The sequence below is a fragment of the Streptococcus sanguinis genome, assembly GCF_020729725.1.
GTDB classification, from domain to species: Bacteria; Bacillota; Bacilli; order Lactobacillales; family Streptococcaceae; genus Streptococcus; species Streptococcus sanguinis_V.
On sequence record NZ_JAJEPA010000012.1, the window covers coordinates 560,207 to 574,961 of the forward strand.

Genomic DNA, 14,755 nt, shown 5'->3' on the forward strand with positions numbered 1-14,755 from the left:
CCACTACAGAAATTATAGAGCCGTTTTTTATTGCAGTAGAGCTTGATGATTTTTAGATTGAAGTTATTTAGAAAAAATTCGAAATAGATTTGACAGAAAGAAAGGAAAGATGTATAATCTATTTAGAAAAAAACCAAAACAGTTTAGGAGAAAAAACGATGATTTCCATTCATATCTTGATTGCCATGCTGCTGATTTTAGGGTCAGTCCTTGTTTTTTTGATTTATTTTAAAAAGACCAAGCACATTTCTCTGCTAGTTTTCCTTTTAGGGGGAGTTGGCTTTTATCTGTCTAGTCAAGTTCTGGAAAATATTTTGCATCGTATCGTTTTACAGCCTCAGGCTGATGGAACTATCGCTTTGCAGACGGAAAATCCTTGGCTATACGTTCTTTATGCTATTGCTGCGGCAGCTATTTTTGAAGAAACAGCCCGCTGGGTCATCTTTTACTGGCTGCAGAAGAAGCGTCCACTGACCTTTAGGGATGGTGTGGCCTATGGCTTGGGGCATGGTGGTATTGAGGCTTTGTTTGTTGGTATTGTCAGTCTCTTAAACTTTTGGGTTATAGCTCAGGTAGTGACTCAGGGGAATGCTCAGACGCTGGCTCAAATTCCTCAAGCAGTTATTGACAATGTCCGTTCCATGAACGCTGGCAACATCTATCTTTTGGCTTTTGAACGGATCTTGGCTATTCTCATTCAAATCCTTCTGACCTTCTGGGTTTGGAAAGCGGTCAAGGAGAAGGCTCCAGTGTATTTTTTAGCCGCTCTGGGACTTCACGCCCTGATTGACTTAGCGCCTGCTCTGGCTCAGGTAGGCTTTCTTCCGCCACTGGCTGTTGAGGCTCTGCTCTTAGTAGAAGTAGTGGCACTAGTCTTTCTGACCAAGAAAATTTTGAAAGTTTACCTGAAGGAAAGGTTCAATCATGGGCATCAGTCAAACGCTTAAAGCCCTAGCTGACCCAGTTCGAAGGGGGATTCTGGAAATGCTCAAGCATGGTCCGAAGTCTGCAGGGGAGATTGCCCAGGCTTTTGAACTGACGCCGGCGACCGTCTCCTATCACCTGTCTCAGCTCAAAAAAGCCGGTTTGCTGACCGAAGAAAAGCAGAAGAATTATATTTACTACAGTCTGGATGTCACCGTTTTTGAAGAAATCCTAGTCTGGTTCCAGTCTCTGGGAGGAGGAAAAGGAAATGAAAAAATATAGCCTAATTGAATTTATCTGCAGTCTGACTCTCTTACTGCTGCCGGCCCTCTATGGCTTTTCGGTCTCCAGACGGCTGCCCCAAGTCATGTCCAGCCGTTTTGATCTGGCTGGCAATGTGACGACCTACATGGATAAGCATCTCTTTTTGATCCTCATCCCTCTGTTTATGCTGGCGGCCCAGCTGCTTGTTTTTGGGGCCAGTATTGCCAAGCCCTTGCTCAATAAAAACTTTGAGCACCTCATCCGCTGGATCATCCCGCTTATCAATCTCATCATTTATCCGGCGACCATCTACCGCAATCTCCATCAGGGCTTTCCTATGACCAAGCTGGCCTTTCTGTCCATCGGTCTGCTCTTGGTGGTTCTGGGCAATTACCTGCCGAAGAAAGTCCAGGCAGACAGAGAGCCCATGAATAGAAAATGGGCATACCTCTTTGTTTTGTTAGGATTCATTACTTTTATAGTCAGCATTTTCTATTTGTAAACGGATTTATGCTATAATGGTATCAAGTATCAAATAAAAGGGTTATCATGATTACCAAGGAGCATTATCAATATATCCGACATCACCCTGCCTTTGTCAATCTGCCAGTGGAGCATTTCGATAAATTAGCAGTGGAGATTCAATATCGCAAGATTCCAAAAGGGCAAATTATCTTTTTTGCAGGAGACCGACGAGAACGTCTTTTCCTCTTGTCTCAAGGTTATGTACGGATTGAGCAATATGATTCGACGGACACATTTTCATATATGGATTATGTCAAGAAAAACAGTGTTTTCCCCTATGGAGGTATGTTTTTTGATGAGTGCTATCATTACACAGCAAGTGCTGTCACCAATGTCGAATATTTCTCCATTCCTATCGATTTGTTTGAAGAATATTCTAAGAAGAGTGTGGACCAGCTGTTGTTCATTACCAAGCGGCTATCGCAAATCTTGGAATTTCAGGAATTGAGATTGCGCAATGTCGTGGCCGCCAGTGCCAGTGAGCGTGTGGTTCAGTCCTTGTCCCTGCTCTGCATGGATTTGTGCAAGGAGAGGGATAGTCTGCCCTTTCCTATCAGCATGAAAGAGGTGGCTAAGCTAGGAGCCACGACTCGGGAAACGGTCAATCAAGTTCTGAAAAAGCTCTTGGATGAAGGTCGGATTGAATATAAGCATAAAAAATTAACCTTTAAAGACAAAGAGTATTTTATGAAATACCTTGCTGGAAGCTAATCGGTTCTGATTAGCTTCTTTTTTTGTTAAATAAATTCGAAATGTTCTAATATTAATCATTTATCAACTTTTTCCAAAAAAATAAATATTGATAAAAATAATATAATGTATAAAATATCCAAAGAAACCGCTTTAAAAAAGAATATTATAGAATATTTGTCGTAAAAAAGCAAAGGATTTGACATTTATAGTGTAAGATTTTTCTTGAAAGCGTTATCGGCAAATGCTAGAATAATATATGTAAACGGGATTAGAAAAACCTAAACCGCAAAGAAAAAGGAGGACAGTAGATGTCTACACATCCCATTCATGTTTTCTCAGAAATCGGAAAACTGAAAAAAGTTATGTTGCACCGTCCCGGCAAGGAGTTAGAAAACTTGCAGCCGGACTACTTAGAACGTCTTCTTTTTGATGATATTCCTTTCTTGGAAGATGCACAAAAAGAACATGACAACTTTGCTCAAGCGCTTCGTAATGAAGGAGTTGAGGTGCTCTATCTTGAGCAGCTGGCTGCTGAGTCACTGACTTCTCCAGAAATCCGCGAGCAATTCATCGAAGAATATCTGGAAGAAGCCAATATTCGTGGCCGTGAAACCAAGAAGGCTATTCGCGAACTGCTCCGTGGTATCAAAGATAACCGAGAGTTGGTTGAAAAAACGATGGCAGGAGTTCAAAAAGTTGAATTGCCAGAAATTCCTGAAGAAGCAAAAGGCTTGACGGACTTGGTGGAATCTGATTATCCATTCGCTATTGATCCAATGCCAAACCTTTACTTTACACGTGACCCATTTGCTACAATTGGTAATGCTGTATCGCTCAATCACATGTATGCAGACACTCGTAATCGTGAAACTCTCTACGGTAAATACATCTTCAAACATCACCCAGTATACGGTGGAAATGTTGAACTTGTTTACAATCGTGAAGAAGATACACGTATCGAAGGTGGGGACGAGTTGGTTCTTTCAAAAGACGTGCTGGCAGTAGGTATCTCACAACGTACAGACGCAGCTTCTATCGAAAAACTCTTGGTCAATATCTTCAAGAAAAATGTTGGCTTCAAGAAAGTTTTAGCCTTTGAATTTGCCAACAACCGTAAGTTCATGCACTTGGACACTGTCTTCACTATGGTTGACTATGACAAGTTCACGATTCACCCAGAGATCGAAGGCGATCTTCGCGTCTACTCAGTGACTTATGTTGATGACAAACTTAAGATTGTTGAAGAAAAAGGTGATCTAGCAGAAATCTTGGCAGAAAACCTTGGTGTGGAAAAAGTTCACCTGATTCGCTGTGGTGGTGGCAATATCGTAGCTGCTGCGCGTGAGCAGTGGAATGACGGTTCTAACACCTTGACTATCGCACCTGGTGTTGTAGTGGTGTATGACCGCAATACAGTTACTAACAAGATTTTGGAAGAATACGGCTTGCGTTTGATTAAGATCCGAGGAAGTGAATTGGTTCGCGGTCGTGGTGGACCACGCTGTATGTCTATGCCGTTTGAACGTGAAGAAATTTAAGCATACAAGTGCTAACAAATACATAAAGAATAGAAAGAGGAAATAATAGAATGACACATTCAGTATTCCAAGGACGCAGCTTCTTGGCAGAAAAAGACTTTAGCCGTGCAGAGTTAGAATACCTTATTGGCCTTTCAGCTCATTTGAAACGCCTGAAAAAGGAAAATATTGAGCACCGTTACCTTGCTGGTAAAAACATTGCTCTTTTGTTTGAAAAGACTTCTACTCGTACGCGTGCAGCCTTCACAACAGCAGCCATCGACCTTGGAGCTCACCCAGAATATCTGGGCGCAAACGACATTCAGTTAGGTAAAAAAGAATCTACTGAAGATACTGCTAAGGTATTGGGCCGTATGTTTGACGGTATCGAATTCCGCGGCTTCAGCCAACGCATGGTAGAAGAATTAGCAGAATTCTCAGGTGTACCGGTATGGAACGGTCTGACAGACGAATGGCACCCAACTCAAATGCTGGCTGACTACCTGACTGTTCAGGAAAACTTCGGCCGTCTGGAAGGATTGACACTGGTTTACTGCGGTGATGGACGCAATAACGTTGCCAACAGCCTTTTGGTAACAGGTGCTATCCTTGGGGTCAATGTGCATATCTTCTCACCAAAAGAACTCTTCCCAGAAAAAGAAATCGTTGAATTGGCTCAAGGATTTGCCAAAGAAAGCGGTGCTCGTGTGCTGATTACAGAAGACGCTGACGAAGCAGTCAAAGGCGCTGATGTACTCTACACAGACGTTTGGGTATCCATGGGTGAAGAAGACAAGTTTGCAGAACGCGTTGCCCTCCTTAAACCTTACCAAGTTAACATGGATTTGGTGAAGAAAGCTGATAACGAAAACTTGATTTTCTTACATTGCTTGCCAGCATTCCACGATACAAATACTGTTTACGGTAAAGATGTTGCTGAAAAATTCGGCGTAGAAGAAATGGAAGTGACTGACGAAGTCTTCCGCAGCAAATATGCTCGTCACTTTGACCAAGCTGAAAACCGCATGCACACCATCAAAGCGGTTATGGCTGCAACTCTTGGAAACCTCTACATTCCAAAAGTATAATCTTACATAAGAAACCGTCTACCAACAGCTATGAGGGCTGCGACTAATAGCTTTAGTCCGGCCCTCTTTTATATGATAAGAAAAGCTCATTTTCTTATTGAAAATTAAAAAATCTACTAAAATAAATTGGAAGCGCATTCATTTATGGCGCAATTAAGGAGAATTTAATGTCAAATCGTAAAATCGTTGTAGCCTTGGGAGGAAATGCCATCCTTTCATCTGATCCATCAGCGAAAGCACAGCAGGAAGCCTTGGTGGAAACTGCTAAACATTTGGTAAAATTGATAAAAAACGGTGATGATCTTATCATTACCCATGGAAATGGTCCACAGGTAGGGAATTTGCTGCTGCAACAGTTGGCAGCGAACTCTGAGAAGAATCCTGCTTTCCCACTAGACTCTCTTGTGGCTATGACAGAAGGAAGCATTGGCTTTTGGCTGCAAAATGCTTTGCAAAATGCTCTCTTGGATGAAGGTATCGAAAAGAATGTCGCTTCTGTTGTGACGCAAGTAGTAGTTGATAAGAACGATCCAGCCTTTGTCAACCTCAGCAAGCCAATCGGTCCTTTCTATTCAGAAGAAGAAGCAAAAGCGGAAGCTGAAAAGAGCGGAGCGACTTTCAAAGAGGATGCTGGCCGCGGTTGGCGCAAGGTCGTTGCTTCACCAAAACCAGTGGATATCAAGGAAATTGAAACAATCCGTACGCTTTTGAATCAAGGTCAAGTAGTAGTAGCTGCAGGTGGCGGCGGTATTCCTGTCGTAAAGGAAGACAATGGCCATCTTACTGGTGTTGAAGCCGTTATTGACAAGGACTTTGCTTCTCAGCGCTTGGCAGAGTTGGTTGATGCAGACCTCTTCATTGTCTTGACTGGTGTGGACTATGTCTTTGTTAACTACAACAAACCAGACCAAGCAAAGCTGGAACATGTGAATGTTGCTCAATTGGAAGAATATATCAAGCAAGAACAATTTGCACCAGGCAGCATGCTTCCAAAAGTAGAAGCAGCTATTGCCTTTGTCAATGGCCGTCCAGAAGGTAAAGCAGTTATCACATCTCTGGAAAATCTTGGTGCTCTGATTGAGTCTGAGAGCGGTACGATTATTGAAAAAGGCTAGGCATAGAACTGATTGAAAGTCGATAGCAGCTGAGCTCTGTCGTTGCTGCAAGTCTTTTCCTGAAAATCATTGATTATTTTCAAAAATACTGGCTTTTTCAATGTTAATATGGTAAAATAAAAACAAAGTAAGCGTTTTCTTGTTTGCTCATACAGGGGAATGCAGGTTCGTAACCTCGTTAAAAAATTTTTAGGAGGGAATACAAATGAGTGAAAAAACAAAAAAAGGGTTTAAGATGCCTTCATCTTACACCGTATTGTTGATAATCATTGCCATTATGGCAGTGCTGACTTGGATTATCCCAGCAGGGGCTTTTGTAAAAGGTGTTTATCAGCCTCAGCCACAAAATCCACAAGGGATTTGGGATGTCCTGATGGCACCGATTCGTGCAATGCTGGGTACGCATCCAGAGGAAGGATCCTTGATCAAGGAAACTACTGCAGCGATAGATGTTGCCTTCTTCATCCTCATGGTCGGTGGTTTCCTTGGTGTTGTCAATGAAACTGGCGCTTTGGATGTGGGAATTGCCTCTATCGTTAAGAAGTACAAGGGTCGCGAAAAGATGCTGATTGTTGTCTTGATGCCTCTCTTTGCTCTTGGTGGTACTACCTACGGTATGGGTGAGGAAACCATGGCCTTCTATCCGCTTTTGGTACCGGTGATGATGGCGGTTGGTTTTGACAGTCTGACTGGGGTGGCTATTATCCTGCTTGGTTCGCAAATCGGATGTTTGGCTTCTACGCTAAATCCATTTGCAACGGGTATCGCTTCAGCGACTGCTGGTGTTGGTACCGGTGAAGGGATTGCTCTCCGTCTTATCTTCTTGTTTGTCATGACAGCTCTCAGTACTTGGTTTGTTTATCGCTATGCGGATAAAATTCAAAAGGATCCGACCAAGTCACTGGTTTACAGTACTCGCGAAGAAGATTTGAAACACTTCAATGTTGAAACTTCTTCATCTGTTGAGTCAACACTGAGCAAAAAGCAAAGACTTGTCTTAGTATTGTTCATTTTGACATTTGTCCTTATGGTATTGAGTTTCATTCCTTGGACAGATCTTGGTATTACTATCTTTAAGGACGTCAATACCTGGCTGACAGGTCTTCCAGTACTCGGTAAGATTATTGGTTCATCTACTTCCGCACTGGGGACTTGGTACTTCCCAGAAGGAGCTATGCTCTTTGCCTTCATGGGAATCTTGATTGGCGCTGTTTACGGTCTCAAGGAAGACAAGATTATCTCTGCCTTTATGAACGGTGCGGCTGACCTGCTTAGCGTAGCCCTAATCGTAGCAATCGCTCGTGGTATCCAAGTGATCATGAATGACGGTATGATTACAGACACAATTCTCAACTGGGGCAAACAAGGACTCAGCGGTCTGTCATCACAAGTATTTATCGTCTTGACTTACATTTTCTACCTGCCAATGTCCTTCCTTATCCCATCATCATCAGGTCTGGCCAGTGCGACTATGGGAATCATGGCTCCTTTGGGAGAATTTGTCAATGTCAAGGCAAGCTTGATCATCACAGCTTACCAGTCTGCTTCAGGTGTGCTAAACCTGGTTGCTCCAACTTCTGGTATCGTTATGGGTGCTTTGGCACTCGGACGTATCAATATCGGAACTTGGTGGAAATTTATCGGTAAGCTGATTGTAGCTATCATTGCGATCAGTATTGGTCTCTTACTCCTAGGAACTTTCTTACCGTTCTTATAAGCTAGAAGCTGAGGTGATTCCATGAAAAATTATATAACGGAAGAAGTTAAAGAAGATTTTCTTGAATCTTTGAAAACAATCGTTTCTTATCCTTCAGTACTGAATGAAGGTCAAAATGGAACACCTTTTGGACAAGCTATCCAGGATGTCCTAGAAAAAACTTTAGAAATCTGTCGAGGGCTAGGTTTTACAACCTACCTCGACCCTAAAGGTTATTACGGATATGCAGAAATCGGTCATGGAGCTCAGCTCCTGGCCGTTCTCTGTCATTTGGATGTTGTTCCATCAGGTGATGAGTCGTACTGGCAGACGCCGCCTTTTGAAGCGACTGTCAAAGATGGCTGGATTTTTGGTCGTGGGGTGCAGGACGACAAGGGACCTTCCATGGCCGCTCTTTATGCTGTAAAAGCATTGCTGGACAGTGGAGTGGAATTTAAAAAGCGGGTTCGCTTTATCTTTGGTACAGATGAGGAGACGCTTTGGCGCTGTATGGGTAGGTATAACCAGCTAGAAGAGCAGGCTGCACTTGGCTTTGCACCTGACTCTTCCTTCCCTTTGACCTATGCTGAGAAGGGGCTTCTGCAGCTTAAGCTGGAAGGGCCAGGCTCTGATACTTTAGAGCTCGAAGCTGGTCAAGCTTTTAATGTCGTTCCTGACAAGGCTTCCTATTCAGGTGACTTACTGGAGTCAGTCGTTGCTGGCTTGGAAGGTTTAGGCTATGAATATGAGCGAACGGCAGAAGAAGTAACGGTTATCGGCTTGCCCAAGCACGCTAAGGATGCCGCTCAAGGAGTCAATGCTATTATTCGCCTAGCTAAGGTCTTGCAACCCTTGGATTCGCATCCAGCTCTTGCCTTTCTGGCTCAGGCGGTTGGTGAAGATGCGACAGGCAGCCATCTCTTTGGGCCTGTGTCTGATGAACCGACGGGCTTTCTTTCCTTTAATGTTGCCGGTCTGACTTTAACCTCTGACCGCTCTGAGATTCGGATTGACATGCGGATTCCGGTCTTGGCAGACAAGGAAAAGCTGGTTGAAAAGCTGGCAGAAATAGCCAGTCAATACGAGCTAACCTATCAGGAGTTTGATTACTTGGCTCCGCTCTACGTACCTTTGGACAGTGAGTTGGTCAGCACCCTGATGGCAATTTATCAGGAGAAAACAGGAGACGACAGTCCAGCTATGTCTTCTGGCGGAGCGACCTTTGCTCGTACTATGCCTAACTGTGTCGCCTTCGGCGCTCTCTTTCCGGGAGCTGATCAGACAGAGCATCAGGTCAATGAACGATTCCGCCTAGCTGATCTGTATCGGGCCATGGATATTTACGCGGAAGCCATTTATCGTTTGGCTACAACACCTTAAATGCTCACTTTTTAAAACCATCTTCAAATCATATTTATGCTGCCTTGCTCTGGTCAAGTATGGCTTGCTGATTTACTAATGGTTTCATTGAGACAAAAATCGTAAATAGAAAAAGCTGAGGTAATTTGTCTCAGCTTTTATTATTTACTAAAGAAAAATGGTGGAGTGAATTCTTTGAGCTTCTCAAAGCAGTCAAGGGCACCTTGGTTATCCTCGCAGATAATTAGACAGACGTCATCACCGCAGACAGTAGCAACAATCTGTGGCAGCTCTAAGGCGTCTAAGATGGCACCGAAAGATTGAGCCAACCCAGGCAGGGTTTTCATGACGACTTGGTTTTGAACTGGCCGCAGCATGACCAAAGCATCCTCCATATAGAAGCGAAGCCGTTTTTCCCAGCGGGATGGTGCAATACTGTTGATGATATAGTAGGAAGTATCGTTCTCACTGACCTTGACCAGATTGAGTGCTTTCATATCTCGTGAAAGAGTGGACTGGGTTACAATGACGCCGTTTGCTTCCAAATGCTCCTGGAGTTCTTGCTGGGTATGGATTTTTTTCTCCATGATTAAGGAGCGGATGAGACGGTGTCTGCTTTCAATTTTATTCATAAATTTTCACCTATAGTTATTTGATAAACATAGCATCACCAAAGCTGAAGAAGCGATAGCGCTCAGCAATAGCGTGCTCATAAGCTTCAAGCGTTAAGGAACGTCCGGCAAAGGCAGAGACTAACATGACCAGAGTTGACTTGGGCAGGTGGAAGTTGGTTGAAAAAGCATCAACGACCTTCCAATCGTATCCTGGCTTGATAAAAATATTGGTCCAGCCAGAGTCAGCCTGAATCTGCCCCTGGAATTTACTACCAATTGTCTCCAAGGTGCGGATAGATGTCGTGCCGACTGCAATGACACGGCATCCCTTAGCCTTGACCTGACGGAGTGTCTGGGCAGCTTCCTCGGACAGGCTGTAAAATTCGGAGTGCATCTCGTGCTCATCTAAGCTGTCTACAGAAACCGGTCGGAAAGTTCCCAGTCCGACATGAAGGGTTAGGTAGACCAGCTTGACTCCCTTGGCAGCAATCTGCTCCAATAGCTCTTCTGTGAAATGAAGTCCAGCAGTTGGCGCAGCGGCAGAGCCGTTTTCCTTGGCATAGACAGTCTGGTAGCGTTCGCGGTCTGACAGTTTTTCGTGGATATAGGGCGGAAGCGGCATTTCTCCCAAACTTTCCAAGACTTCTAGGAAAATCCCTTCATAGTCAAAGCGCACGATTCGACCGCCATGCTCAAGCTCCTCTACCACAGTAGCAGTTAAGCGGCCATCGCCAAAGGAAATCTGAGCACCTACTCTGAGGCGCTTGGCTGGCTTGGCTAGCACTTCCCAGTCATCTCCCTGAGTATTTTTGAGTAGCAGCAGCTCGACATGGCCCCCTGTCTCAGGCTTGATACCATAAAGGCGGGCAGGAAGGACACGTGTATTATTCATCACTAGGGCATCGCCGGGCTGGAGCTGATCAATAATCTGGTCAAAGTGCTGGTCGGAGAAGACTCCTGTTTCTTTATCGACCACTAGCAAGCGGGAAGCATCCCTTTTCTCCAAAGGTGTCTGAGCAATCAGCTCTTCGGGCAAGTCAAAATCAAAATCAGCGGTATTCATCGTATCTCCTTATATTGTTTTCATCAGCCAGAGTAGATAGGCAGCGAGTAGAAAGGGACTAGCTGTAAGCAAGCCGCCCAAAATCAAACTTACAATCTGCCAGCCTGGTTGTTTTTTCATGAGGAAACTCAAGCTGCAGAGTAAGACTCCGACTAAAAATAAAATCAATAAAACAATCAGTAAAAACATGTCTCTATTATAACACGATTTGCCGCAAAAGGAAGCGAGCATGACTGAAAAGTATGTCTATTTTGCATACTTTTTCTTGACAAAAATTGGTCTATACCATATAATAAAATTAAGAACAGAAGTGGAGGTAGAAAATGAAAATTATTCAAGTGGAAAACCAAGTAGAAGGTGGAAAAGTGGCTCTCGAGCTGCTCAAAGAAAAGCTGGCTCAGGGGGCAAAAACTTTAGGCTTAGCTACAGGTAGCAGCCCAGAAGGATTTTACAAGCAGATCGTTGAGAGTGACCTTGATTTTTCAGAGATGTTCAGTGTTAATCTGGATGAATATGTCGGTTTGCAGGAGGACGATCCTCAGTCTTATCGCTATTTCATGAACCAGCACCTCTTTAACCAAAAGCCTTTTAAAGAAAGCTTCCTGCCTAATGGCGCAGCGAAAGATTTAGAAGCAGAAGTGGCGCGCTACAATCAGCTTCTAGCAGAGCATCCAGCTGATTTGCAGATTTTGGGAATCGGTACGAATGGCCATATCGGCTTTAATGAGCCGGGAACTAGTTTTGACAGTCAGACTCACTTAGTGGATCTGACACCGTCCACCATTCAGTCCAATGCTCGATTCTTTGACAAGGTGGAAGATGTTCCGACTCAGGCTATTTCCATGGGAATTGGTAATATCCTAAATGCTAAGTCCATCATTCTCTTTGCTTACGGTTCAGCTAAGGCCAAAGCCATAGCAGGGACTGTTGAGGGTGAGGTGACAGAGGAGCTGCCAGGCAGTACTCTCCAGAAGCATCCAGATGTTGTGATTATCGCTGATAAGGAAGCGCTTAGTCTGTTAAAACACTAAGATTTTGATGTTGTTGCTATAAAACTGGCTTTGCCAGATAAAAGTCTCTTAATTTCCTATCTATTTTTTAGGTAGGATTTTTAGATTTATGGTTGACTTTGCGTAAAATATGATATACTAGATAGGTATAATTGTTCTTTGGAGGATCCTGTGAAGAAAAAGCTTTTGTTATTGGGAATTGTGTTCCTGACCTCGTTAGTGCCACTAGCTGCTAGGGCTGATGAATTAGTGGATATGGCTAAAAAGATGTATCCGCATGATAATGTTCAGGCGATTAATCGTCCCAAGTCTTCTCTCGTTATTGACGGCAGTACAGGTGATGTTGTCTGGGAGGATAATGTCGATGAGGTGCGTGATCCCGCTAGTATGAGTAAGCTCATGACGCTTTACTTGGTCTTTGAAGCGATTAAGGAAGGAAAAATCAGCGAAAAGACGGTCATTACAGCTACACCTCAGGATCAGGCCACTGCTAATATTTATGAAATTTCTAATAATAAAATTGTCGCTGGTGTGGACTATACCGTATCTGAGCTGATTACCATGACAATCGTGCCTTCATCCAATGCGACAACCGTCATGCTGGCCAATTATTTATCCGACAATGACCCAGATGCTTTCTTGGATCGGATGAATGCCAAGGCTCAAGAACTGGGCATGACGAATACCAAGTGGTTCAATGCCAGCGGTGCAGCAGCGGTTTCTTTTAAGGGCTATTATAACCCTCAAAACTATGATAATTATGCCAGCAATCAGACAACAGCCCGTGATTTGGCGATTCTGGCTTATAACTTTGTCAACCACCATCCTGAGATTCTAAACTATACTAATAAAGCAAAGGTTACGGTTAAAGCCGGAACTCCTTACGAGGAGACCTTTGAAACCTATAATTACTCCCTGCCGGGTGCTAAATACGCACTCAAGGGCGTAGATGGTATGAAGACGGGCTCTAGTCCTAACGGTGCTTTCAACTATATCGCGACCATTAAGCGTGGAGATCAGCGCATGATTGCCGTGATTATGGGAGTCGGTGACTGGTCTGACCAAGACGGCGAGTATTACCGCCATCCTTTTGGTAATGCTTTGATTGAGAAGGCTTATGCGGACTATGAGTACAAAAAACTCTTATCTAAGGGTGAGCAGGAGATTGATGGTCAGAAATATAAGCTGCCTGAGGATTTCTACGCTACTGTTAAAAAGGGAACCAAGCCTAAGGTCAAGGTTGAAAACAATGTTCTCAAGGCTGAAAATGACTTGAAGACCTTGTCTAGCAAGATCTCTGATGAAATGAAAGTCGAGAAAGTTGAGAATCCAGTTGCTCAGGCCATTGAAAATGTGACTGGCAGCAAATCAGAAAGCAAGCCTTGGTATGGCGTGTTCTTCAGCGATAAGATGTTAATTCTGCTGCCTGTTGGCATCCTGCTAATCATTCTGTACTTTGAATACCGCAGTCGTCAAAAACGCAAGGCTGCAAAGCAGGAACGTCGTAGAAACACAGATGTTGAATAAAGGGAATGTCCTCTGTCACAGACGAACGGAATGACTTTCCAAGCTAAAACTCAGTTCTTTTGCTGAGTTTTCTTTCTGTTTTAAGGAGATTTTCATGCGAAAAAAGTTTCACAACAGCTATCTAGCTCATTTTTTACTCTTTAATTTTTTCTTTCTAGCCTATTCTCTTTTTTCGACTCTGATATCAGTCTATATGCAGGACTTAGGCTATTCAAATGCCCAAGTATCGATGGTAGTGTCAGCTTCCTTCTTTGCCTCCATGTTGGCTCAGCCAATTTTTGGAGTTCTCAGCGATGCTTTGGGAATTAAAAAGATCTTCCTTTTTAGCTTTCTAGTTATGATGGTTGGGGCTGTATTTTTCATGAAAGCGACTCAGCTTTGGCAGTTACTGGTCTGGTATAGCCTAGTTCTCATGTTGGTTAACGGGGTCAATCCAGTCATGGATGTTCTTGCAGCTCAAAGTCCTTATACTTATGGTAAGATTCGGATTTGGGGAACCATTGGCTATGCACTAGGCTCTCAGCTGGCAGGATTGATTTATCAAAGAGTCGCACCACAGGCTATTTTCCCAGTCTTTATTGGCATGATGCTTATCAGCAGCATAGGACTTTTGGGAATCCAGCCCAAGCACGACCGAGCAGCCCTAGAAAGCAGGAATACCCGCAAGCAGACATGTCTGGGGAAGCTCTTGACCAACAAAACCTATCTCTTTTACCTGCTTTTGGTCGCCCTTTACTCTGGGGTGGGGAATACTGGTCATACCTATATCCCTGCCATGTTACAGCATAGTGGCTTAGAGGTGGATATGGCTTCGACTGTCGTTGCCTTATCAGTTCTGGTTGAAGCGCCTTTTATCTTTTATTCCTATCTTTTTATGGACAAGATTTCGATGAAGAAGCTTCTTTATATCTGTCTGGGAATCATCTTTCTCCAGTACAGTGTCTATGCCTTGGACCTGGGTTTGATTTCGAAAATCGGGATGACTCTCCTTTCCAAGCATGTGACGGGCATGGTTTTGATTATGGTGACCCTAAAAATCGTAGCCAGCTTGGTCGATGAAAAATACCTAGTTACAGCCATTGCTTTGGTCCAGACAGCCCGCAGTCTAGGAACCATTCTCATTCAAAATCTTGCGGGTCACTTTTTGGACAGTTGGGGTTACGAAGGAATGAACCTATTTCTAGCAGCAGTTATCTGTCTAGTCTGCCTGCTGGCCCTCTTTCTAAAATTGCCAGAACGAAAAGGAAATCAATTATTTGGATAATTAAAAACGAGTCGGAGAGATGTTCTCTTGACTCGTTTTTTTGTCTAGATAGTTTCTCTTTCTTTTGCGAATATTTTAGTAAATGAGAGAAATTTT

General features: G+C 43.6%; 15 protein-coding genes. 12 read left to right on the forward strand and 3 right to left on the reverse strand.

The genetic code is table 11. The features are described from left to right. Positions 1-158 precede the first annotated feature (158 nt). The 9 genes from K4I03_RS08075 (at position 159) to K4I03_RS08115 (ending at position 9,202) form a co-directional block, all read left to right on the forward strand. Positions 159-947 (forward strand): YhfC family glutamic-type intramembrane protease, encoded by a 789-nt coding sequence (locus K4I03_RS08075; RefSeq protein WP_227964547.1) that lies wholly within the window; start codon positions 159-161, stop codon positions 945-947. Continuing rightward, a complete protein-coding gene (locus tag K4I03_RS08080; protein WP_128836941.1) occupies positions 925-1,206 on the forward strand; it encodes an autorepressor SdpR family transcription factor in 282 nt (93 codons plus the stop codon). Before K4I03_RS08075 ends, K4I03_RS08080 begins: the two co-directional genes overlap by 23 nt. Next, the gene (locus tag K4I03_RS08085; RefSeq protein WP_227964550.1) at positions 1,193-1,690 is read left to right on the forward strand and encodes an SdpI family protein; all 498 of its coding nucleotides are present in this window, start codon (positions 1,193-1,195) and stop codon (positions 1,688-1,690) included. Before K4I03_RS08080 ends, K4I03_RS08085 begins: the two co-directional genes overlap by 14 nt. A 47-nt stretch (positions 1,691-1,737) precedes the next feature. Continuing rightward, complete coding sequence (locus K4I03_RS08090) at positions 1,738-2,424, forward strand: Crp/Fnr family transcriptional regulator (RefSeq protein ID WP_227964552.1); 687 nt, start codon at positions 1,738-1,740, stop codon at positions 2,422-2,424. Between the two features lie 290 nt (positions 2,425-2,714). Next, complete coding sequence (arcA, locus tag K4I03_RS08095) at positions 2,715-3,944, forward strand: arginine deiminase (protein WP_227964554.1); 1,230 nt, start codon at positions 2,715-2,717, stop codon at positions 3,942-3,944. 50 nt (positions 3,945-3,994) lie between these two features. After that, on the forward strand, positions 3,995-5,011 hold the full coding sequence (argF, locus tag K4I03_RS08100; protein WP_227964556.1) for an ornithine carbamoyltransferase: 1,017 nt from the start codon (positions 3,995-3,997) through the stop codon (positions 5,009-5,011). 167 nt (positions 5,012-5,178) lie between these two features. After that, positions 5,179-6,126 carry a carbamate kinase gene (gene arcC, locus K4I03_RS08105; RefSeq protein WP_227964559.1) on the forward strand — a complete coding sequence of 316 codons (948 nt, stop codon included), beginning with the start codon at positions 5,179-5,181 and terminating at the stop codon, positions 6,124-6,126. Between the two features lie 205 nt (positions 6,127-6,331). Then, complete coding sequence (locus K4I03_RS08110) at positions 6,332-7,843, forward strand: YfcC family protein (protein ID WP_002896071.1); 1,512 nt, start codon at positions 6,332-6,334, stop codon at positions 7,841-7,843. 21 nt (positions 7,844-7,864) lie between these two features. After that, the gene (locus tag K4I03_RS08115; protein WP_227964561.1) at positions 7,865-9,202 is read left to right on the forward strand and encodes a dipeptidase; all 1,338 of its coding nucleotides are present in this window, start codon (positions 7,865-7,867) and stop codon (positions 9,200-9,202) included. Positions 9,203-9,342: 140 nt separating this feature from the next. On the opposite strand, the gene K4I03_RS08120 is transcribed toward K4I03_RS08115, so the two are convergent. Genes K4I03_RS08120 through K4I03_RS08130 form a run of 3 tightly spaced genes read right to left on the reverse strand, consistent with a single transcriptional unit; the run spans position 9,343 to position 11,047 of the window. Next, positions 9,343-9,813 carry an arginine repressor gene (locus tag K4I03_RS08120; protein WP_002929798.1) on the reverse strand — a complete coding sequence of 157 codons (471 nt, stop codon included), beginning with the start codon at positions 9,811-9,813 and terminating at the stop codon, positions 9,343-9,345. A 16-nt stretch (positions 9,814-9,829) separates the two neighbouring features. Beyond that, entirely contained in the window at positions 9,830-10,858 is a 1,029-nt protein-coding gene (gene queA / locus K4I03_RS08125) for a tRNA preQ1(34) S-adenosylmethionine ribosyltransferase-isomerase QueA (RefSeq protein ID WP_227964563.1), read from the reverse strand. A 9-nt stretch (positions 10,859-10,867) separates the two neighbouring features. After that, positions 10,868-11,047: a hypothetical protein gene (locus K4I03_RS08130; RefSeq protein ID WP_002897949.1), complete on the reverse strand. Its 180-nt coding sequence runs from the start codon at positions 11,045-11,047 to the stop codon at positions 10,868-10,870. A gap of 134 nt (positions 11,048-11,181) precedes the next feature. On the opposite strand from K4I03_RS08130, the gene nagB reads away from it, so the two are divergent. The 3 genes from nagB to K4I03_RS08145 all read left to right on the forward strand — a co-directional run bounded on the left by nagB (position 11,182) and on the right by K4I03_RS08145 (position 14,659). Further along, positions 11,182-11,889, forward strand: a complete 708-nt coding sequence (gene nagB / locus K4I03_RS08135) for a glucosamine-6-phosphate deaminase (RefSeq protein ID WP_227964566.1) — start codon at positions 11,182-11,184, stop codon at positions 11,887-11,889. Positions 11,890-12,039: 150 nt separating this feature from the next. Continuing rightward, positions 12,040-13,395 (forward strand): DUF1958 domain-containing protein, encoded by a 1,356-nt coding sequence (locus K4I03_RS08140; protein ID WP_125356519.1) that lies wholly within the window; start codon positions 12,040-12,042, stop codon positions 13,393-13,395. 94 nt (positions 13,396-13,489) lie between these two features. After that, positions 13,490-14,659 carry an MFS transporter gene (locus K4I03_RS08145; protein ID WP_227964569.1) on the forward strand — a complete coding sequence of 390 codons (1,170 nt, stop codon included), beginning with the start codon at positions 13,490-13,492 and terminating at the stop codon, positions 14,657-14,659. Positions 14,660-14,755 lie beyond the last annotated feature (96 nt).

Coding starts and splice junctions, on each gene's coding strand:
- K4I03_RS08075 (WP_227964547.1), top strand. CDS start 159: ATGATTTCCATTCATATCTTGATTGCCATGCTGCTGATTTTAGGGTCA.
- K4I03_RS08080 (WP_128836941.1), top strand. CDS start 925: ATGGGCATCAGTCAAACGCTTAAAGCCCTAGCTGACCCAGTTCGAAGG.
- K4I03_RS08085 (WP_227964550.1), top strand. CDS start 1,193: ATGAAAAAATATAGCCTAATTGAATTTATCTGCAGTCTGACTCTCTTA.
- K4I03_RS08090 (WP_227964552.1), top strand. CDS start 1,738: ATGATTACCAAGGAGCATTATCAATATATCCGACATCACCCTGCCTTT.
- arcA (WP_227964554.1), top strand. CDS start 2,715: ATGTCTACACATCCCATTCATGTTTTCTCAGAAATCGGAAAACTGAAA.
- argF (WP_227964556.1), top strand. CDS start 3,995: ATGACACATTCAGTATTCCAAGGACGCAGCTTCTTGGCAGAAAAAGAC.
- arcC (WP_227964559.1), top strand. CDS start 5,179: ATGTCAAATCGTAAAATCGTTGTAGCCTTGGGAGGAAATGCCATCCTT.
- K4I03_RS08110 (WP_002896071.1), top strand. CDS start 6,332: ATGAGTGAAAAAACAAAAAAAGGGTTTAAGATGCCTTCATCTTACACC.
- K4I03_RS08115 (WP_227964561.1), top strand. CDS start 7,865: ATGAAAAATTATATAACGGAAGAAGTTAAAGAAGATTTTCTTGAATCT.
- K4I03_RS08120 (WP_002929798.1), bottom strand. CDS start 9,813: ATGAATAAAATTGAAAGCAGACACCGTCTCATCCGCTCCTTAATCATG.
- queA (WP_227964563.1), bottom strand. CDS start 10,858: ATGAATACCGCTGATTTTGATTTTGACTTGCCCGAAGAGCTGATTGCT.
- K4I03_RS08130 (WP_002897949.1), bottom strand. CDS start 11,047: ATGTTTTTACTGATTGTTTTATTGATTTTATTTTTAGTCGGAGTCTTA.
- nagB (WP_227964566.1), top strand. CDS start 11,182: ATGAAAATTATTCAAGTGGAAAACCAAGTAGAAGGTGGAAAAGTGGCT.
- K4I03_RS08145 (WP_227964569.1), top strand. CDS start 13,490: ATGCGAAAAAAGTTTCACAACAGCTATCTAGCTCATTTTTTACTCTTT.